Source organism: Draconibacterium orientale (assembly GCF_900111425.1).
Taxonomy (GTDB): Bacteria; Bacteroidota; Bacteroidia; order Bacteroidales; family Prolixibacteraceae; genus Draconibacterium; species Draconibacterium orientale.
Genome location: NZ_FOHT01000006.1, coordinates 88,828 through 107,775, shown reverse-complemented (window position 1 = coordinate 107,775; position 18,948 = coordinate 88,828). Strand labels below are relative to the sequence as shown.

At 36.7% G+C, this 18,948-nt stretch carries 18 protein-coding genes; 7 read left to right on the top strand and 11 right to left on the bottom strand.

Annotated elements, in window-relative coordinates; all coding sequences use genetic code 11:
• Positions 1-95 precede the first annotated feature (95 nt).
• The 6 genes from BMW53_RS05375 to BMW53_RS05350 form a co-directional block, all read right to left on the bottom strand.
• Positions 96-374 carry a hypothetical protein gene (locus tag BMW53_RS05375; RefSeq protein ID WP_038554567.1) on the bottom strand — a complete coding sequence of 93 codons (279 nt, stop codon included), beginning with the start codon at positions 372-374 and terminating at the stop codon, positions 96-98.
• A gap of 19 nt (positions 375-393) precedes the next feature.
• Positions 394-1,155 (bottom strand): hypothetical protein, encoded by a 762-nt coding sequence (locus tag BMW53_RS05370; protein ID WP_038554570.1) that lies wholly within the window; start codon positions 1,153-1,155, stop codon positions 394-396.
• Between the two features lie 36 nt (positions 1,156-1,191).
• Entirely contained in the window at positions 1,192-2,169 is a 978-nt protein-coding gene (locus tag BMW53_RS05365) for a phospholipase D-like domain-containing protein (RefSeq protein WP_038554573.1), read from the bottom strand.
• A gap of 7 nt (positions 2,170-2,176) precedes the next feature.
• Positions 2,177-4,162 (bottom strand): ATP-binding protein, encoded by a 1,986-nt coding sequence (locus BMW53_RS05360; RefSeq protein ID WP_074780293.1) that lies wholly within the window; start codon positions 4,160-4,162, stop codon positions 2,177-2,179.
• A gap of 413 nt (positions 4,163-4,575) precedes the next feature.
• Entirely contained in the window at positions 4,576-5,046 is a 471-nt protein-coding gene (locus tag BMW53_RS05355) for a helix-turn-helix domain-containing protein (RefSeq protein ID WP_038554575.1), read from the bottom strand.
• Positions 5,043-6,293 carry a tyrosine-type recombinase/integrase gene (locus BMW53_RS05350; protein ID WP_038554579.1) on the bottom strand — a complete coding sequence of 417 codons (1,251 nt, stop codon included), beginning with the start codon at positions 6,291-6,293 and terminating at the stop codon, positions 5,043-5,045. Before BMW53_RS05350 ends, BMW53_RS05355 begins: the two co-directional genes overlap by 4 nt.
• Positions 6,294-6,592: 299 nt before the next feature.
• On the opposite strand from BMW53_RS05350, the gene BMW53_RS05345 reads away from it, so the two are divergent.
• Positions 6,593-8,539 (top strand): ABC-F family ATP-binding cassette domain-containing protein, encoded by a 1,947-nt coding sequence (locus BMW53_RS05345; protein ID WP_038554586.1) that lies wholly within the window; start codon positions 6,593-6,595, stop codon positions 8,537-8,539.
• Positions 8,540-8,550: 11 nt separating this feature from the next.
• On the top strand, positions 8,551-9,300 hold the full coding sequence (rlmB, locus tag BMW53_RS05340) for a 23S rRNA (guanosine(2251)-2'-O)-methyltransferase RlmB (RefSeq protein WP_038554589.1): 750 nt from the start codon (positions 8,551-8,553) through the stop codon (positions 9,298-9,300).
• On the opposite strand, the gene BMW53_RS05335 is transcribed toward rlmB, so the two are convergent.
• Positions 9,297-9,764, bottom strand: coding sequence for an Lrp/AsnC family transcriptional regulator (locus BMW53_RS05335; RefSeq protein WP_038554593.1), 468 nt, complete (start codon positions 9,762-9,764; stop codon positions 9,297-9,299). The genes rlmB and BMW53_RS05335 overlap by 4 nt on opposite strands.
• A gap of 359 nt (positions 9,765-10,123) precedes the next feature.
• Between BMW53_RS05335 and BMW53_RS05330 the strand changes: the two genes are divergently transcribed.
• Positions 10,124-11,452 carry an ammonium transporter gene (locus tag BMW53_RS05330; RefSeq protein WP_038554596.1) on the top strand — a complete coding sequence of 443 codons (1,329 nt, stop codon included), beginning with the start codon at positions 10,124-10,126 and terminating at the stop codon, positions 11,450-11,452.
• A 50-nt stretch (positions 11,453-11,502) separates the two neighbouring features.
• Here BMW53_RS05330 and BMW53_RS05325 read toward each other — a convergent pair whose 3' ends face one another.
• Together BMW53_RS05325 and BMW53_RS05320 are read right to left on the bottom strand one after the other, a co-directional pair.
• Positions 11,503-11,988 (bottom strand): Lrp/AsnC family transcriptional regulator, encoded by a 486-nt coding sequence (locus tag BMW53_RS05325; protein ID WP_081804738.1) that lies wholly within the window; start codon positions 11,986-11,988, stop codon positions 11,503-11,505.
• 155 nt (positions 11,989-12,143) lie between these two features.
• Positions 12,144-13,460, bottom strand: coding sequence for a mechanosensitive ion channel family protein (locus BMW53_RS05320; protein ID WP_038554602.1), 1,317 nt, complete (start codon positions 13,458-13,460; stop codon positions 12,144-12,146).
• 230 nt (positions 13,461-13,690) lie between these two features.
• On the opposite strand from BMW53_RS05320, the gene BMW53_RS05315 reads away from it, so the two are divergent.
• Together BMW53_RS05315 and fic are read left to right on the top strand one after the other, a co-directional pair.
• Positions 13,691-14,965, top strand: a complete 1,275-nt coding sequence (locus tag BMW53_RS05315) for a M64 family metallopeptidase (RefSeq protein ID WP_139178026.1) — start codon at positions 13,691-13,693, stop codon at positions 14,963-14,965.
• A 286-nt stretch (positions 14,966-15,251) separates the two neighbouring features.
• Positions 15,252-16,133 carry a protein adenylyltransferase Fic gene (gene fic / locus BMW53_RS21600; RefSeq protein WP_038554608.1) on the top strand — a complete coding sequence of 294 codons (882 nt, stop codon included), beginning with the start codon at positions 15,252-15,254 and terminating at the stop codon, positions 16,131-16,133.
• A gap of 79 nt (positions 16,134-16,212) precedes the next feature.
• Here the strand turns inward: fic and BMW53_RS05305 are convergent, their stop codons facing one another.
• On the bottom strand, positions 16,213-16,542 hold the full coding sequence (locus BMW53_RS05305; protein ID WP_038554612.1) for a DUF6249 domain-containing protein: 330 nt from the start codon (positions 16,540-16,542) through the stop codon (positions 16,213-16,215).
• Positions 16,543-17,012: 470 nt separating this feature from the next.
• Here BMW53_RS05305 and BMW53_RS05300 point away from each other — a divergent pair, with 470 nt between their 5' ends.
• Positions 17,013-17,579, top strand: coding sequence for an RNA polymerase sigma factor (locus BMW53_RS05300; protein WP_074780291.1), 567 nt, complete (start codon positions 17,013-17,015; stop codon positions 17,577-17,579).
• Positions 17,576-17,983, top strand: a complete 408-nt coding sequence (locus tag BMW53_RS05295) for a hypothetical protein (RefSeq protein WP_038554617.1) — start codon at positions 17,576-17,578, stop codon at positions 17,981-17,983. The genes BMW53_RS05300 and BMW53_RS05295 overlap by 4 nt, the downstream gene beginning before the upstream one ends.
• A gap of 274 nt (positions 17,984-18,257) precedes the next feature.
• On the opposite strand, the gene BMW53_RS05290 is transcribed toward BMW53_RS05295, so the two are convergent.
• Positions 18,258-18,935 carry a lysoplasmalogenase gene (locus tag BMW53_RS05290; RefSeq protein ID WP_051567519.1) on the bottom strand — a complete coding sequence of 226 codons (678 nt, stop codon included), beginning with the start codon at positions 18,933-18,935 and terminating at the stop codon, positions 18,258-18,260.
• Positions 18,936-18,948: the final 13 nt, after the last annotated feature.

Genomic DNA, 18,948 nt, shown 5'->3' with positions numbered 1-18,948 from the left:
CTAAATCTAATAAAAAAGAATTTGACTTTAGTTGATTAAAAGATAACCTGGTGGATTTTTAGTGTGTTGGCGACATAAACAAATTGAAGTAGTTTTTATTCTGTGCTTACGGGAAGTACATAATATTTGTTCTTTTCTCCTCTTCTTGGATTATTAAAGAACACATCTCTGTGACCATTAATTTCGTGAATATTTATATCCACAGTATTATCAACATCAACACTACCACTCACATAAGCATCAACAGAATTGATAACTCTGACATTTTGATTAGTTGGGATTATACCTGCATTTTGGAATATTATCACCCAAATACCAATAGCTATAATTATAAGTATAGCTTTTAATGAAATGTTCTTTGATTTAGTTTCCATCAATATCATTTATTAAGAATTAAAATTCGAATCGGTTTGGGAATAGTGTTTTAAGTCGTTTCTCGATTTCAACAGTTAAGTCCTTATATCCTTGCTCGTTTGGGTAATACAATAATGCCCGATGATGACCTAAATCAGTTGGGACATCATCAATTGATTGAGTAATCGGAACAACTGTTTTTCCTAATGTATGTGCAATACCAACTTCATAAAAAACATTCGGGTTTTTACCTGTAAAATCAGCAACAACAACTCTTGATGTGAAAATTAATTCAAAAATATCCTGAATAAATGTTGAATTCTCCCATATATCATCTGCTTTCATACAATCTAAATTCAATTTATCACAAGCATTTTTTACTGCATCAAATGATTTTTGTTGCTTAAAAGGAAGCATCATTGTTACTAGATTGTCATTTTGCGATTTTAAAGGAACTTGAAAAACTTGTGGCGAAAAGGTTATTATTTTTTTTGGTGTGTCAGTATGAGCCGTGGAAATAAAATCAGAAACTAATGGTGTAGCAAACTTGTTTTCTATGTATGATTTTATTTCATTAAAATTTTTTTGGTCTCGTTTTAATATTTCAGTCAGAACTTCCAATATATTTCCTTCATAATCTTCGTCACCAAAACTAAGGCTTTTTAATAGTCGTGAATGTCCCTCAATAACATCATAACATCCTAAAGAATATCCCAAATCCAACCAATCTGATTTTGTGAAATGTTTTGCAATCTGATTCTTAATATCAATTAATTCTTTTTGTTGTTCTTTTTTAATCATGGTTTAAGTTTTACAGTTGCACGGGTTTAGTATTCATTATTCGTAATTATCTGTATTTGAAATATTTATTTCTATCCTTTTTAGGACATTTAAATTTTCTTCTAATGTCTGAAAGCTAATTTCACTAAATAAGGTTTCATTATCTCTCAACTCTGTTGTTGCTCTTTCAATGGTTTTTACAAACTCTGAGTGAAGAAAATTATATTCATTAATTATGTCTTCGTTTCTGAATTCTCTGTTTTCAGTTGTCTCGTTATAAATGTTTGAATAAGCAAAATCACATAGGTCATTGTATTTCTTTAATATGTTGGCATTATATTCATAAACTTGTTTGAATAATTTTATATCGTATAATTGAAACCATTCTTCAATATTTTCATTTAATAATGTCTCCACTTCACCATAATTTCTTAAAGTATAGATTACTTTTTCAATTGAAGGATTTAGTCTTAATACTAATGGAAGGATTCTATTCCATACAGCAATTGTATTCGCAATTAAACCAGGAATAGCATTCATTGTCGGGCGTCTGTTAATTTTACTAATTTCACGTTGAATAAAAAGTCGAAAATCTAATAATGTTCGTCTTTTCCAACTTCCATAAAGGTTATTATGCCTGTGAATCGTTACAACTTCGATTCTTTGCCGCCAACTTGTCTCGGTAAAATTGCTTGAACCATAATAAAGGTCATTTTCTGTCATCAACCATTTTGAGTGATTATTCCCATTCAATATTAATCCGATTCCATTTGTGATGCAAAAATTGATTATTGCTGGTTGGCTATTATTATAACCGGTCAGATTCGAAGGAATTATCATTAAAACGGGAATACCTTGTCTTACCTTGTTTTGAAGAATTCTAAAGAAGGAATAGCCAGCAGTTTTGAATGTAAAATTATACCCCCCAACAATAATGAAAGAATTTGCATTATTTAAAATGCTCAGAATTTCATTAGTAATGTCTTCACCACTATCTTTTATTCCCCATATCGAATAGCGATTATTTCCAATCATTTGTGTTTTATTCTATTTGTAGTTTTTTGAAAAATATCTTATTTCGTAATGTTGCATCGCTTAATAACTTCTTGAAACTAATTATCTCGACATACATTTTGTATCCGTTATGAAATCCGAAATATCCTTCTTGGTCAGGACTTAGAGTTAATTGATGTTTCTTAGCAAAACCGTGAATTTTGGAAGTTAGGTCACAAATTACGTATGCATAGACTGGAGTGTTGTCATTTGCTTTTATTTGTTCTAATCCTTCAGGCATTTCATATTTTCCGTCTCTTATTTTATCTAAATAGTTTCCTATTTGTAAAATAGGGTCATCTTCTTCTTTATAATTTTCTCTTTTGGGTCTTTTGAATTCAAAGATTGTTATTGGATTACTAAAATTATTATCTCCGTTTCTAAACGATTGCTTTTTGTCAAAAACGACCAAATCAGGTTCACCTAACGCATCTTTTTTTGTAGATATCTTTTTATCAGAGGCAACGTATTCTGAAAAAACCAATCTTTCATCAATTAACCATAAGTTATGCTCATGATATTCTGTGTTTTCAGAATCTCTACCCATTGGAAAAATTAAATTATGAACATCTTTCTCTAGTTCTCCTTTCCCATCATCCCTGCGTTTTAATAATTTCACAAACGCTTCTAAAACATTCTTCCGATTAAAAACATAATGGGCCAAATCACTTTTCCCAATCTCAGAAATTTTGGATATGGCTTTTGCCATATTCCCATCAATATCTTCATTGTCATCACTGAGCAATTCTTTAATCTCAGCTCTTGTTTGTAATTCCTTATTAAATTTTACTTTCTGTAATTCTACCTCAATATCCTCATCTTTTAGGTTGTACGCAATACGTGAAATTTCAAGGTCCGGTAAATAAACTTTGTGCCAAGGAGCAGAATTATTAACGTAGTTTCTGATTCTCTGGCTTTTCTTTTCTGTACGTATTTGTACATCAGTCCCAAATACTTCTTTTGTAATTAGTGCTGCATTTGTTTCAATTTCAATTTGTGAATACGGGAAGTAAATGCTACTTCCATCACGATGAAAATCAAAAGTTTCTCTTTCTGTAGATACATTTGAGTCAAGATAATCCCCTAAAACATAAGTCTTGATTATATAATTTTTTTTGCTACCATTGGATTCGTCATAAAAATCATCTTCAAATTCAGGTACATATTTATGCAAAGGTGATTCAGTTACTTCTCTATTGTGACCGGTAAGACTAATTTTACTTTTTTGACTTCCAGGAAAAAATATCTTAAATATTTTTGCAGTAAAAAGTGCTGAATGTCCATTGTTTTTTATTTCAAAGTCTTTACTGCTAAATAATTGAATCTCATTTTTCCCAGTTAAATAGTCATTCAGAATAATGTTTTGTGATGAATCTGCTTCTTTTACAATAATAGTAGGGCATTTGAAAGAATCATTTATAAAGAAAATAAGTATTCGTTCGAGGATTCTTTTTGAAATTGTTTCTATTTGTTTCTCAAATGAATGCTCTTCTTTAAGGTTTTCTAAAAATAAGCTGGAATAAGAGTCTACTGCCTTAGTATCATCAATTGTTTCATCCACAATTATTTCATACTGTTTCCCAAATCTAAATTTTCGTAATTTAAAGTTTTCATTACCATCCTTAAAGACACTTTCAACTCTTACATTGTTAAAGTATTTGACAAACATGAATCTGCCAAAACCTTTACCTCCAATGTTTTTTCTTAGCTCACTATAAAAAGTATCGAATGAGTCACGGTTTTGTTGTGTGAAGCCTAATCCGTTATCTCTAATTTCAATTGATTTTATTTCAGGAGTTGAATTATCAAATTCAAGAATCTTATCTCTTTGCAGAATAATTTCAATTTTACCGTTGTCATTTCCTTTTTCAATAATCGATTGAATCGAATTGACAATAGCTTCAATTATTGGAGTATAAACATTTGATTTACTCCTTATATTTTCAATAGTTCCTTGTATGTTAATTCTACTCATGCTTATACTTTTAAATTGTGTTTCTATTTTTCTCTGTTAGCAATGGCCGTAACTGTAAATCCATTTTTGTATTTATCATTATACATCATTGCTGAAGGTTGAAATTAAGCCTTACGCATTTGAATTTACTATAATTGGCACCCTTTTGTTGTAATAATGGTTTGTTCCAAACAATCTCTGGGATATGCAGATTCTTGCTAAGGCAATAACCCGATGGATATATTTGCCCTTAAAAACTATTATCCTGAATTTAAAAAGTTGTGTATTTAGAGATTGGTTTTTCATGTCAGGTTAATTTGGGTTGTAATTTACAAAATATTTGAACATAATATTCTCATTAAATCCAAAGTTATTACCTGATATCTACTTTCATCTTGTAACTGTTGATGTTGAATGATTAATTTTTATATTCCCTAAGCCTTCTTCTTTTCAGAAATGAAAGATAACAAGTCATTCATTTGCACCCGTTTCTGCCCCATTATCTCTACTTGCGGAATATCACCATCTTTTAACAGTTTGTATACGGACGGTCGAGATAATTGAAGAAAATCACAAGTTTGATTGACTGTAAGTAACTTGAATCTTAGGATGTCGTTATTTAGGTTTTCATCACCAGCTAATAATTTAACCAGTTGGCTGTGCAACAATACATAACCTGCAAAATCGAAAGAGTATTCTGCTTCTTCCGACATTTGTTGAATTTCAAACAATAAATTATTTTGCTTTAGTTCATCTATCATTTCATCAATCGAACTATATTTTTTATTCGAATTTCTAAATTGATAATTAAATTTTTCCCGAATACCTTTCCCTTTGAAATCATGGCGCAATAATTCCCGTAAAACAAACCGTATAAGTGAATGTTTCGATTTAAAATATCTCATTTGAATTTAAAATAATCTTCATATTTAATAAACGCATCTTGTGATATATCACCTGCAATTTTCATATAATAATGTAGCGTTTCAATTTTTCGATGCCCAGTGTACCCCATCACAATAAAAGGTGAAATCCCAGAAATTAAGCAGTTCGTAACAAAAGTAGTCCTACCAACATGACTGCTGACAAGTTTATAAAGCGGTGTTTCCACTGGAATTTTCTTGTTTAAGGTTATTCTTAAACTTGAAACTTCCTCTGTAAGTCCAGCATTTTTACACACATCCTTAATGAAGGTATTATATTGGTTCTCCCCTATCTCCTTACATTTTGCACCAATCTTGTAATCGTACTTCGTTAATATTTCTTTTGCCATTGGATGAAGCGGAATATTAACTGTTGTGGTTGTTTTAAACATCTGAAAGGAAAGCATTTGATTCTTCACAAAATACTTACTAATGCGTAAAAGGTCTGAAATCCTTACCCCTGTCATTATTTGGAAAAGAAACAAATCTTTTACTGTTTCCAAAGTTTTATCGTCAGTTGTCCAATCAATAATTTTTTGCACATGTTCTTTCAATAACACAACCTTAGATTCAGATTCTTTTTTTCGGGATATTTTTTGGTATTCCTTATATGCCAGATTCTTATTAACTTTCAATGTGTCGGTCAAATAGTCCATGAATGTATTGAGCACACTTTGATATTTTGCGATGGTGTTAATACTTAAATCCTTTTTATCGCTTAGGTATGTTGTTAACTCTTCCAAAAAATCTAATGTAATATCAGTCGTATATGTGTTTTTATGCTTTTTCTTTGGTATAAATTCCTCAAGAACAACTTTCAATGTGTTATACTTCTGAATTGTCCGAGACTCAACCTTTTTAGTCTTATACTCAATGAATTTATCAAACAATTCAAATATGTTCTTCTTCGCATCTTCGTTTATTCTTTGTGAAACGTCATAAATATCAGGTGTTATCTCACCATTATTTAATTCCAAATTTCGAAGTAACTCTTCAATTTCTAGTTTCCGTTTTTCTACGAGTAACTTTGCACTTTTTAATGAATGCCTGTGACTTTTTATGCCATTAGAATCAAAATTATTCTTATTAACATATTCGCCAGTATTGACGTACCTGCGGATTTTTTTCTTATTCTCTTTATGTATAAATACAATCTCAAGATTTACACAACCTACATCTTTTGAATTAATATTTTTCAGAACAAATCTGACGTTTGTATTATAACTCATATTTATACCAGTGTCTCATTCAGTGTCGTAATACATGTAAATGTATGTAAAGGTAAGAATTTTTAATTAAAAGAAGTCAGTGTTTACAGTATTTACAGAAGGTTCAGGAAATACCCAAACAGCCCGCCTCTCGCTACTGAAAAAAGGAGTCAGGTAATTACCCGGCTCCTTTTTCTTTTTTAATCCCAAGATTAAAATCAGGCCTGTTTTTGTAAAACAAAAGGCAAATAAATCCCGCCACTGTTTTTGCACTGTCACGTCTGTACGAAATAATTATCTTTGGGCAATTTTTGTACAGAATGATATCGATAGATAAAATAAATCTAAGTTTTGGCGGTTTCGAACTGTTTAAGGAAATCAGTTTTCTGGTTAACCCAAAAGACCGGATTGGACTAATTGGTAAAAACGGAGCCGGGAAAAGTACCCTGCTAAAAATTATTACAGGCACCGAATCACCAACGGCCGGTACAGTTGCCGTTCCGAAAGAAACAAGCGTTGGGTATTTACCTCAGCAAATGGTGGTTTCTGATACCCGCACACTTAAAAATGAAGTTACACAGGCTTTTGAGGAGCTTTTAGCTATTGAAAAGAAAATAGCAAACCTAAACCACGAAATTGCCGAAAGCGAAGATTATCATTCTGATGAGTATTTAAAGAAACTCGACCTGGTTACCGAATACAACGAGCGTTACCAACTTTTAGGCGGCGACAACTACGAAGCCGAGCTGGAACAAACGCTTTTGGGATTGGGGTTCGAAAGATCTGATTTCGACCGTATGACCTCCGAATTTAGCGGAGGCTGGCGTATGCGTGTTGAGCTGGCAAAATTGTTACTTAAAAAACCAGATGTTTTTTTACTGGATGAGCCAACTAACCACCTCGACATCGAATCGATACAGTGGTTGGAAGATTTTCTGAAAACATACAGTGGAGCTGTTATTTTGGTTTCGCACGATAAAGCCTTTCTTGATGCCGTTTGTAACCGCACAATAGAAATTTCGCTGGGAAAAATTACCGACCAAAAAATGAATTATTCCCGTTTCATGGACTGGAAAGCCGAACAACGCGAGATTAATTTGGCAGCTTATACGAACCAGCAAAAAATGATTGAAGACACCGAACGGTTTATCGAACGTTTCCGGTATAAATCATCAAAAGCCGTGCAGGTTCAATCGAGGGTAAAACAGCTTGAAAAGCTGGACCGCATTGAAATAGAAGAAGAAGACAACTCGGCATTAAAAATTAATTTTCCACCACCACCGCGCTCGGGGCGTATTGTGATTGAAGCCAAACACATTAGCAAATATTACGATTCGCTTCATGTGCTCGACGATATTGACCTTTCTATTGAGAATGGCGAAAAAATAGCGTTTGTTGGCCGTAACGGCGAAGGAAAAACTACCCTTGCCCGGATTATCATGAACGAGCTGGAACACGGTGGCACAATGAAGCTGGGCCACAATGTAAAAATTGGCTACTTTGCCCAAAATCAAGCGCAGCTGTTAAACGGAGAACTTACGGTTTTTGAAACCATTGATGAAATTGCTGTTGGCGATATCCGCACAAAAATCAGAGATATTCTTGCTGCGTTTTTATTTCGTGGCGAAGACATTGATAAAAAGGTAAAAGTATTAAGTGGTGGCGAAAAGTCGCGACTGGCAATGATTCGCCTGATGCTTGAACCGGTAAACTTTCTTATTCTGGATGAGCCAACCAACCACCTCGACATGCGTTCGAAAGAGATTTTAAAAAACGCACTGGCCAATTTCTCGGGAACCGTACTGGTGGTTTCGCACGACCGTGATTTCCTGGATGGTTTGGTGAATTGCATTTACGAATTCAGAAATAAAAAGGCCAAACAACACCTGGGCGGCATTTTCGATTTTCTGTACCGAAAGAAAATGGAATCGTTGAAAGAACTGGAAAGTAAGAAAAAGAATACAAAAGCCGCAAAAGTTGTAACTTCGGAAAAAGAAAAGGATGAGCTTTCGTTTGATGAAAAGAAAGAAATAAACCGCACCATTTCGCGAATGGAGAAAAGTGTAGCTCAAACCGAAGAGAGAATTGCGGAACTGGAGGCCAAAATCGAAGACATGGACAAACTGCTTGCTAAACCCGAGAATATTGACGACCATTCGGTTTTTGAGCAGTACGAACAATTAAAAACAGACCTGGAACAGAGTATGCTCGATTGGGAGAATGCCCACGAAGAACTTGAAAACTGGAAGGCTAAAAAAACCTGGTAATAAAAGAAAAGATGAGACAAAAAGCAATAGATAAAGAAGATTTTCTGTTTGGAACAAGAGCCATAATAGAAGCCATAAAAAAAGGTAAAACAATCGACAAAGTACTGATAAAAAAGGGCTTGCGAAATGAGCTGATTACCGAACTGCAGGAACTGATAAAAGAAAACGAAATTGGCGTTCAGTACGTTCCCATTGAAAAAATAAACCGTATTACACGAAAAAATCACCAGGGAGTACTGGCCTTTGTCTCACCCATTGAGTTTGACAATATCGAGACCGTAATTCCTGGAATTTACGAACAAGGCAAAACTCCCCTCCTGCTTGTTTTAGACCAGATAACCGACGTGCGCAACTTCGGGGCCATTGCCCGATCGGCCGAATGTGCCGGCGTACAGGCTATTATTATCCCCGAAAAAGGCATGGCACGTATTGGTGCCGATGCTGTAAAAACATCGGCAGGTGCTATTCATAACATTCCAATTTGCAAAACCAGCAACCTGTACCATACCGTCCGCTTTCTGAAAGATTCGGGTATTAAAATAATTGCTGCCACCGAAAAAGGCGACAAACTTTACTCGGATGCCGATATGAAATCGCCACTGGCCATTGTTATGGGCTCAGAAGACACGGGTGTTTCTGCTCAAATTCTGAAACTTGCCGATGAACAATTAAAAATCCCGATCTTAGGTCAGATCGAATCATTAAATGTTTCGGTATCTGCCGCTTTAATGATTTACGAGGCAGTCAGACAACGGAATTAGACATTAACAGGAATAGTACGTTTAAACGACTCTTCAAGAGAAATAAAAGTTTCGGTACTGGCAACACCACTAATTTTTTGAATTTTTCCGCTTAAGATATTTTTTAAGTGCTCGTTATCTTTTGCATAAACTTTAATAAAGATCGCGTAAGCTCCGGTGGTGTAATGACACTCAACAATCTCAGGAATTTCCTCCAAACCTTTTACCACTTCGCTGAACAAACCACCTTTTTCGAGGTAAATACCAATGTAGGTGCAGGTTTTAAAATCAACCTTTTTAGGATTGATATGATAGCCCGATCCAACAATCACTTCCAAATCAACCATTCGGTTAACTCGTTGATGCACAGCCGCACGGGAAATACCCACTTCTTTTGCTACATCTTTAAAAGGTATTCTTGCGTTTTTGGTAATTATATCCAGAATTTTCAAATCCCAGTCGTCTAAATTATTCCTCAAAGTCATCTTTAACAATTTTCTACAAAAGTATCAAAAAACTAACATTCTTTCAAAGTAAAGTGCAACTAATCACAATATAGTAACAAAATAACAACAACGAAGCACAGACTCACAAAAAACACAAAAACATTACCTCTTTGTTAATTAATTATGCTTTTCGCTTTCATTATTCTATTTTTTGCGCCTTTTTTAATTCCCTTTAATACATTTACGATAATTTTTTATCAAAACAGACAGCGGTTAAAATCTAAAACAGGTATCGACAGCTTATTTTTCAGCAATAAAAAACAACTCAACTATAACTTACAGTTATGAGCTGCATGGTGCTGTACAGACTTAAAATTAGTAACCTAAAAATTATAGACATGAGAAATTCAACAAGTTGGTGGTTTATTCTGGCCCTATTAATAATTGTTGCCGCTCTCGGTGTAATTATACCTGGCGGGGTTGCAGAAATCGACACTTCGAACCTCGACGCCGGAGATACGGCCTGGATGTTAACAGCAACAGGTTTAGTATTGTTGATGACTCCGGGCCTCGCATTCTTTTACGGAGGAATGATTCAGTCGAGAAATATTATTTCTACCATGCTGCAAAGCTACATTGCCATGGGAATTGTGAGTGTGTTGTGGGTGGTAGTTGGTTTTAGTATTGCCTTTGGCGACAGTATCGGTGGCGAAGGATACGGATTGTTTGGGAACCCATTAACATTCTTTATGTTTAAAGGAGTTAATGGAGGAACACATCCCGATTTTGCACCAACATTTCCGTTTGCTGTATTTGCCATGTTTCAACTAAAATTTGCCATAATTACGCCGGCTCTTATTACCGGATCGTTTGCCGGAAGGGTACGTTTCAGAGCCTACATGTTGTTTATGGTACTGTTTATATTATTTATTTATGCACCGCTGGCGCACTGGACCTGGCATCCGAATGGATTCCTGCGTAACTGGGGAGTACTTGACTTTGCCGGCGGAACAGTAGTACACATGTCGGCAGGTTTTGCGGCTTTGGCCGGAGCCATATTCCTCGGACGAAGGAAAGATGCAAACAAAGAAATTAAACCGGCAAACATCCCTTACATTTTACTAGGAGCCGGCATGCTTTGGTTCGGGTGGTTTGGTTTTAATGCAGGTTCTGCATTGGCAGCCGATTCTGTTGCTGCATCGGCGCTGGTAAATACCAATACAGCATCGGCAGCGGCCATGTTAACCTGGATATTTTTTGATGCCGCACAAGGTAAAAAACCGTCTGCAGTTGGCGCTGCTATCGGACTGGTTGTTGGCCTGGTTGCCATTACACCGGCCGCCGGATTTGTAAATGTTGGATCGAGTATATTTATTGGTGTAATTGCCGCTATTATTAGTAACTACGCCATTACACTCCGAACAAAATCGAAACTGGATGATACACTGGATGTATTCCCTGCTCACGGTATGGGAGGTATTACCGGAATGTTGTTCACCGCTGTTTTTGCCAACGAAGTGGGATTAATTCATGGGGAAATTACCACTTTCCTTTATCATTTACTGGCCTTGGTAATTGTTGGAATTTTTACTTTCGGCGGTTCGATGTTAATGTACAAGATTACCGATATGATTGTTCCGATACGAATTTCTCCTCATGGTGAGAAAGTTGGCCTGGACATTAGTCAACACGACGAATCGTACAATTTTGTTTACTCAGAAGATTAAGACACAATACGTTGATGCATAAAAAAGGCCGGTTAATACCAGCCTTTTTTTTATTTTATCGGAACTTGTCGTTTAAAATCCATTTCCAATGACATGAATGTTTCTGTTCGGGCAATTCCTTCAATGTCCTGTAATTGCTCATCGATCAGACGCTTTAAATGTTTGTTGGTTTTTGTTTGAATTTTTACAAAAATTGCATACGGCCCTGTGGTATAATGGCACTCAACCACTTCCGGAATATTCCGCAATGCCTCGGCAACCTGTGTGTGGTACTTTGCTTTATCAAGATAAATCCCCATATATGCACAAGTGTTGTACCCCAGTTTTTGCGGACTTACAACAAATTCGCTTCCATGTACAACGCCTATATTCAACAGGCGCTGAACACGCTGATGAATAGCGGCACCTGAAACGCCACATTCACGGGCAACTTCTAAGAAAGGAATTCGGGCATTTTTTGTAATTAGCTTTAATATCTTTTCATCCAGCTCATCAATATCAGCCGGTTTTTCTTCTAAATAATCATTCGACTTCATGTTTCAAATCTTCTGAGTTAGTTTCAAATTATAGCACAAATGTAGGCAAAATTTACAATCACTAATCTCAGATGCTTTAAAACATATTATTGCTTACAAACTGTAAGAAATTTATTTTTTTAAAGAAGTTAAAACCAGTGCATTTAACACCTGAATTACCGAAGTGCAATCTTTTCAATATCAGCACCTGAAGGCTCTTGAAACACCCTCAGCTCGAACTCGGGAATAACCGCAAAAATATGATCGAAAATATCGGCCTGAATACTTTCATATTTTGCCCATTCCTGATCGGCGCTAAACACATAAATTTCGATGGGCAAACCTTTTCCCATCGGTTGCAACTGGCGCACTAAAAATGTAAGATCCTGGTTAATTTTTGGATGCTGACGAAGATATACCTCCAGGTACTTCCTAAAAATACCAACATTGGTCTGATGCCGGCCACTTATATAATCCTCCTCGGCCAGGTTCTTCCCTTTGTTATATTCTCTTAATTCTCTTTCTTTTTCCTGAACATACCCTCGTATAAGATCGAACTTTTCGAAACGCTCCAACATGGCCGTATCGCAAAATTTAATGGTATTGGTATCGATGGCAACCGATCGTTTTATACGGCGCCCCCCCGACTCTTCCATCCCTTTCCAGTTAAAAAACGATTCGGAAACCAGCGCGTAAGTGGGAATAGTGGTTATGGTTTTATCCCAGTTCTGAACTTTTACCGTATTTAAACTGATATCGATAACCGTTCCGTCGGCATTGTGCCCTTCCATCTGAATCCAGTCGCCAATTTTAACCATATCGTTTGCCGAAAGCTGAATAGAAGCCACAAACCCCAATATCGTATCGCGAAATACCAACAATAAAACCGCTGCAATGGCTCCCAAACCAGCCAACAGAGCCGTTGGATCTTTCTCGAGCAAAATTGCAATCAACAGTATGCCGGCCATAAAAAACACAAAAATCTTTACCAGCTGCACATAACCTTTTATCGAGCGGTTATGCGAAAATTCGGTTGTATTATAAATCTGTAGGGCAGCATTTAAAGTTGAGTTGGCCACAAAAACAATAATGGCAATAAAATAAATGCGCGATATTTTCGTCAGCAAAGCACTAAGCCCCCAGTAAAAATCCTGCGACAGGGACTTGTACACCTCGGGAGCCAGCTCGCCCACTTGCTGGTGAATATCCGGGTACGAGAAATCGGCACTATAAAACAGTATAAATGCAGGAACCAAATGCGCCAGCCCTTTAAAAACCCGGTTTTCAATTAAAATATCATCCCAGTTTGTTTTGGTACGATTGGCAATACGCTGTACAATCGCCAAAAGAATCTTCCGTGTTACAAAATGTGTAAACCATGCCACAAAAACAATTAGCACAAGGCATATTAATGCAGCTAAAGGTTTGGCTAAAATTTCCATTGTCCCGATTTCACGGATACTATCAAGTAAATAGCGGTAAATAATTTTCATCGTTCTAAAGGTTATTCTTTTCGTTTATTTTTCAACTTCAAAACTCACTTCCTGCTCATTTCCACCAACAATTTATTAGCACAAAGTCGGGAATAAAAATCCTTCGTTAATTCTGAATATTTAATAAATTAAGCCACATGAAGCTTGTTAACAGAAAAGTGGTTGCAATTGTCATTCTTTGTGTTAATATGTATCTTTATTTTCAGCCAAAAATAATAAATGAGCATAAAATGAAGTTGAAGTTTTCTTTTATTCTGTTATTAATCCCCTTTTTATCGTTTGCACAGCCCAAATTCAACACTTATTTTAAAGACAAAACCTTTCGCTTCGATTTTCTGCTGGGCGGAAACAGTAAAGAGGTTGTGGTGTATCCGCAGCAAATGAAACAGGAGCCCTTTTGGGGTGGTTCGAAAACTAACCTCATCGATGTGTTTAACTACGGAAGTTACCGCTACCGTGTTTTCGATCTGAAATCGGACAGTATGATTTACAGCAAAGGTTTTAGCACGCTTTTCCAGGAATGGCAAACCACTGCCGACGCCAAAACCAGCAACAAAACATTTTACCAGGCTGCACTTTTTCCATTTCCGAAAAACGATGTGCGCCTTGAAATTGATGCCCGCCAGTGGGACGGAACGTTTAAAACAATTTACACCACTGATATCGATCCGAAAGACTATTTTATTCTAAAGGAAGATACGCCCGATTTTAAAACGAAGGATATTGTTAACAATGGCGACCCGGCAAAAAAAGTAGATATTGCCATTTTAGCCGAAGGTTATACCGTTGCCGAAATGGAAGATTTCTATGCTGATGCCGCAAAAGTTTCGGGTTATTTATTCGATGCCGAACCGTTTAAATCGGAGAAAGCCAACTTTAATGTGTATGCGGTTTTTACTCCCTCGGAAGATCCGGGAACCGATGTTCCGGGCGAACACCTTTACAAAAACACTTTTTTCAATACCAGCTATTACACTTTCGATATTCCGCGCTACCTCACAACTACCGACATGAAAACCGTTTACGATGCAGCGGCCAGCGTTCCATACGACCATATTTACGTACTGGTAAACACCGAGCGCTACGGTGGTGGCGGATTTTATAATTTTGTATCGCTTTGCACTGCCGACAACGAGCTTACGCCCCAGGTGTTTGTACACGAATTTGGCCATGGATTTGCCGGACTGGGCGACGAATATTACAACTCGGCCGTGGCTTACGAAGATTTCTACAACCTGGAAATTGAGCCTTGGGAACCCAACATTACCACCTTAGTTGATTTTGATAAGAAATGGAAAGACATGGTGGATGAAGACACACCGATTCCGACACCGCGAAAAGACAAATACCGAAATACCGTTGGTGTTTACGAAGGTGGCGGTTATATGGCCGAAGGAATTTACAGTCCGCATATCGACTGCCGCATGAATACCAACGAGGCCGAAGGTTTTTGCCCGGTGTGCCAGGAAGCTATTCGGAAAGTAATTCGATTTTATTCGGAGTAATAGTAGTAGCTCCACAGCGGTGGACACGAATAATGCGGTATGTAATTGAAATATAGAATGATATTGTTTTTCGTTAAAATATTCCTCAGTAAAGGAACTAATTACAAATGCACATTAGAAAATAATTAGGCCAAACGTTATGGCATGATCATTTTAATGTTGACGAAGCTGTTTACTTCAGATTTTATATATTTGATAAAGCTTTCTTTATGCCAAACGATAAGAACAAATCAACATGAATTAAATACCGGCATAAGTAAACAATTGATTGAGCAATTTTTAAATTATGGGTAATGCTAAAATATCTATTCGCTTTTTCGACGACCGCGAGGTTCGTGCCGTTTGGGACGAAAAAAACAGTAAATGGTGGTTTTCGGTTTTAGATATTGTGGCCGTACTTACCAACCAGGACGATTATACTAAAACCCGCAACTATTGGAAATACCTAAAAACCAAATTAAAGAAAGAAAACAGCGAAGTGGTTAGTGCCACTACCCAGTTGAAACTTCTAGCGCCAGATGACAAAAAACGATTGACAGACGTATTAGATTACCATGGGATAATTGAGTTGGGCAAACAGTTTCCGGGCAAAAAGGCAAACCGGTTTATCGAATGGTTTACTTTTAGCGATGAAAGCATTGACGGAAAAAGCAAAACAAAAGCTTATGCGCTGTTTGAAAGCTCTTTTATCAATAGCATAGAGGTTGGCACCACTAAAGGATTGCAACAAATACATGCCTGGTTATTTGGCGGGCTGTATGGTTTTGCAGGACAAATAAGGCAAAAAAACATTTCAAAAGGAGGATTTCAATTTGCGGTTTCACACTTCCTTGGTAACACGCTCAAACAAATAGAAGCAATGCCCGAAACTACGTTTGAAGAAATTGTAGAGAAATATATAGAAATGAATATTGCACATCCTTTCATGGAAGGCAACGGCAGAAGTACCCGAATATGGCTGGATTTGATACTGAAAAAACGTCTGAAAAAATGTGTTGATTGGAGCACTATAAGTAAGGCGGATTATATGAACGCAATGATACTGAGCCCAACTAAAGATATTGTACTAAAATCGCTCCTGAAAAATGCACTTACCAATAAAATAAATGACCGCGAAATGTTTATGAAAGGGATTGATTATTCTTATTATTATGAAGAAAATAACTAAACGTAATTCTATTCCGAATGAAAAAAAAGCGGATGAGCTAAATAACTCATCCGCTTTTTTATTGTATCGCCTCCACTAACTATTCCTCTTTCTTCTTCAAAAGTTTCGAAGTGATAAAGTAAGCTACAATTAAACCAACTCCTCCAAGAACCAGGATTGCGGTAAAGAAGGCTACAACTTCATCCATTACATTCGACAATGAATAGCCAACAACTACTCCCAATCCAACTGCAATTAAAAAAATTCCCCATTTTACCAGCGAAAGCTGCGAGCATTCACCTTTAAATATTCCGGCATCCATCCCTTTTTCTACCAGCGCCAGGCGCTCTTTGGTGCGTGTTGTCCAATAAACATACAAGATGGCAAAGATTGCCAGAAAAAAACCGATTGGTACGAAAATTCCTTCCATGATATTAAATTTTAATTTGTTTTTTTATTCTGTTTTCGCTCTTTTGACGCCACTTTGTTTCTGCGGTTACAACTTTTCAGATTTTTTTCTTGCTGATGAGTAATTTCTCGCAGATTGCGCGGATAAACGCAGATTGTTATACCTTATAAAGACACTGTTGAAGTCATTAGTTTATTTAAAGATTTTGATTTGCCAGTTAGCTTTACCCCTTTGGCTGTAGCCATTTCCCCTCGCAAGGGGAAATATTACAACAACTAAGTTCCCGGCATTATTGCAAAGAAACTTCATTGCTCGCTCCCTTTTGATGTAGGTTTCCGTCGGCTGACAGATGAAGGGCAAAAGAAAATAATAACTACTTCGTGTCTTGGTGGCTTAGTGCTTTTTATTTTTCTGTGTAATCAGCGCCATCTGCGAGAAATATTTTCTTCGTAACTTGTAACCAGAAAATCATTCTTACGTCAAAAGGACAGATGGAGCAGAAAGATGATATCTATTACATCGAAAAGGTAAAGGCCGGACAGACCAATTACTTTTCGTATATCGTTGAGCGATATCAGGATATTGTTTTTTCCATTGCAATGAAAGTTCTTAAAAATCGTGAAGACGCCGAAGAAATGGCACAGGAAAGTTTTATAAAAGCTTACAAGTCGTTGCACACTTTTAAAGGCACCGCAAAATTTTCAACCTGGCTGTACCGCATTACTTATAACAACTGTATTTCGGAGGTTAGGAAACGAAAAATGTATTTTGCATCAACCGACGATGTGCAGATTGCCGACGAAGCTGAAGAAATGAACCTTGATGGAATTCCGGCAGAAAACAGGGCAGAAGCCATAAAAACTGCCATGGACAAACTTCCGGAAGATGAATACACACTGATACTTTTGTATTATTTCGAGGAACAATCGATCGAAGAGATCAGCAGAGTTACAAAACTCTCGGAAAGCAATACAAAAGTGAAGCTTTTCAGGGCTCGTAAAAAGCTCTATACTATTTTAAATGAATTAATGAAGGACGAATTATACACCATATTATGAACGAGCTGGAAGACATAAAATTAAAAGCATTTCTGCAAAACCTGGAACTGGAAAAACCAGACTCCGGTTTTACGGTGCAGGTAATGAATAAGATTTTTGCCGAAGATAGTGCACTCGAACAAATTAAATCGGAAAGAATCCTTGGAAAAGGCTTCTGGATTATTTCAATACTTTTTGTGGTGTTACTGGCAGCCATTTTCGTTGTAAGCAACACCGGCATGCAGGCCGACAGCCAAATCGGGCAATTATTACCCGAAGCCGGACAAGGACTAACAGAAGGCTACGAGTCGTTCTTCAGCAAACTGGGAACTTTGCCATTAAGTATTGCCGGAATTACTATCGGCGTTTCAGTACTCATATTTATTGACAAAATTATTAGCTCGAACAGTAAGATATTTGCCTAAACTTAAACTTTTGATTTTTATTCAAAATCAGGAATACAAATCACTACCCTCTCTCCTGTCTCTCCCTTCCCGGAAGGGAAAGACGATTGACCTCCATAAGAAATAACCAATTGAAATAATTGCATCGAATTTGTTTTAAACCACCAACCGATCGTCCCTGCCTAAAGGGACAAGTAGGCTTATTTGCTTGCAGAGAAGTTTAAGAGGATGGGCACAAATACATTGTAAGAATCTCAGAAAAATGATTCATCCCGGCTGATCAGTCGGGATTTTTTTATTCGTACTGCTTTAGTAATCCCATCATTATTAAGTATTGGGCAGCAATATAGGTTATCATTATAAATAAACCTCCGTAAGGTATTGCCACCAGAAAACGATTGACCGCAATCAGCGAATCGGACAAAACAAAAAACAATGAACCGGCAAACACCAGGCTAAAACTCTGAGGGTGACCATTACCAAAGCGATTCAGTGCCATTGCCGACATAGTTAAGATGGCAACCATATACACAAAAATGGCAAAACGCAATACTAAATCCAGTTGTGGGAAAAGCACAATATAAACAATCAATCCAAACGCAAGATATGGGATAAGCCACATGGGTTTCTTTCGCAAAAACGAAGTTTTTCCCGACAGATCGATGGTTCGTAAAAACAGGAAAACATAAAATACCTGTGCCACCAAGAACGATCCAATCCCCAATACAAACCAGGTAAAATCGGCAGAAAACATCATTAGTAAGTCGCCCATCCACGAAAAGAAAAACCCGGCTCCGGCAAACTGCAATACCTTTTTATCGATATTTTTTGAATGCAAAAAGAAATAACCGGCAATCCATATCAGAAGTAAGGGTTTTGCAATATGATCGATTTGGGGATTTTGCAAATACTCGCCGATTAAATCGGCTGCCACAATTGCCACAAAAAGTAGGTGAAGAAAAATCTTTTTCATCTATCGCTGTTTG

Bases quoted from the DNA above. Each gene is read 5' to 3' on its own strand.
- BMW53_RS05305 (WP_038554612.1), bottom strand. From the start codon at position 16,542: ATGGAAGGAATTTTCGTACCAATCGGTTTTTTTCTGGCAATCTTTGCC.
- BMW53_RS05300 (WP_074780291.1), top strand. From the start codon at position 17,013: ATGGAGCAGAAAGATGATATCTATTACATCGAAAAGGTAAAGGCCGGA.
- BMW53_RS05345 (WP_038554586.1), top strand. From the start codon at position 6,593: ATGATATCGATAGATAAAATAAATCTAAGTTTTGGCGGTTTCGAACTG.
- BMW53_RS05370 (WP_038554570.1), bottom strand. From the start codon at position 1,155: ATGATTAAAAAAGAACAACAAAAAGAATTAATTGATATTAAGAATCAG.
- BMW53_RS05375 (WP_038554567.1), bottom strand. From the start codon at position 374: ATGGAAACTAAATCAAAGAACATTTCATTAAAAGCTATACTTATAATT.
- BMW53_RS05335 (WP_038554593.1), bottom strand. From the start codon at position 9,764: ATGACTTTGAGGAATAATTTAGACGACTGGGATTTGAAAATTCTGGAT.
- BMW53_RS05320 (WP_038554602.1), bottom strand. From the start codon at position 13,460: ATGAAAATTATTTACCGCTATTTACTTGATAGTATCCGTGAAATCGGG.
- BMW53_RS05350 (WP_038554579.1), bottom strand. From the start codon at position 6,293: ATGAGTTATAATACAAACGTCAGATTTGTTCTGAAAAATATTAATTCA.
- BMW53_RS05360 (WP_074780293.1), bottom strand. From the start codon at position 4,162: ATGAGTAGAATTAACATACAAGGAACTATTGAAAATATAAGGAGTAAA.
- fic (WP_038554608.1), top strand. From the start codon at position 15,252: ATGGGTAATGCTAAAATATCTATTCGCTTTTTCGACGACCGCGAGGTT.
- BMW53_RS05315 (WP_139178026.1), top strand. From the start codon at position 13,691: ATGAAGTTGAAGTTTTCTTTTATTCTGTTATTAATCCCCTTTTTATCG.
- BMW53_RS05295 (WP_038554617.1), top strand. From the start codon at position 17,576: ATGAACGAGCTGGAAGACATAAAATTAAAAGCATTTCTGCAAAACCTG.
- BMW53_RS05290 (WP_051567519.1), bottom strand. From the start codon at position 18,935: ATGAAAAAGATTTTTCTTCACCTACTTTTTGTGGCAATTGTGGCAGCC.
- BMW53_RS05355 (WP_038554575.1), bottom strand. From the start codon at position 5,046: ATGAGATATTTTAAATCGAAACATTCACTTATACGGTTTGTTTTACGG.
- BMW53_RS05325 (WP_081804738.1), bottom strand. From the start codon at position 11,988: ATGAAGTCGAATGATTATTTAGAAGAAAAACCGGCTGATATTGATGAG.
- BMW53_RS05330 (WP_038554596.1), top strand. From the start codon at position 10,124: ATGAGAAATTCAACAAGTTGGTGGTTTATTCTGGCCCTATTAATAATT.
- rlmB (WP_038554589.1), top strand. From the start codon at position 8,551: ATGAGACAAAAAGCAATAGATAAAGAAGATTTTCTGTTTGGAACAAGA.
- BMW53_RS05365 (WP_038554573.1), bottom strand. From the start codon at position 2,169: ATGATTGGAAATAATCGCTATTCGATATGGGGAATAAAAGATAGTGGT.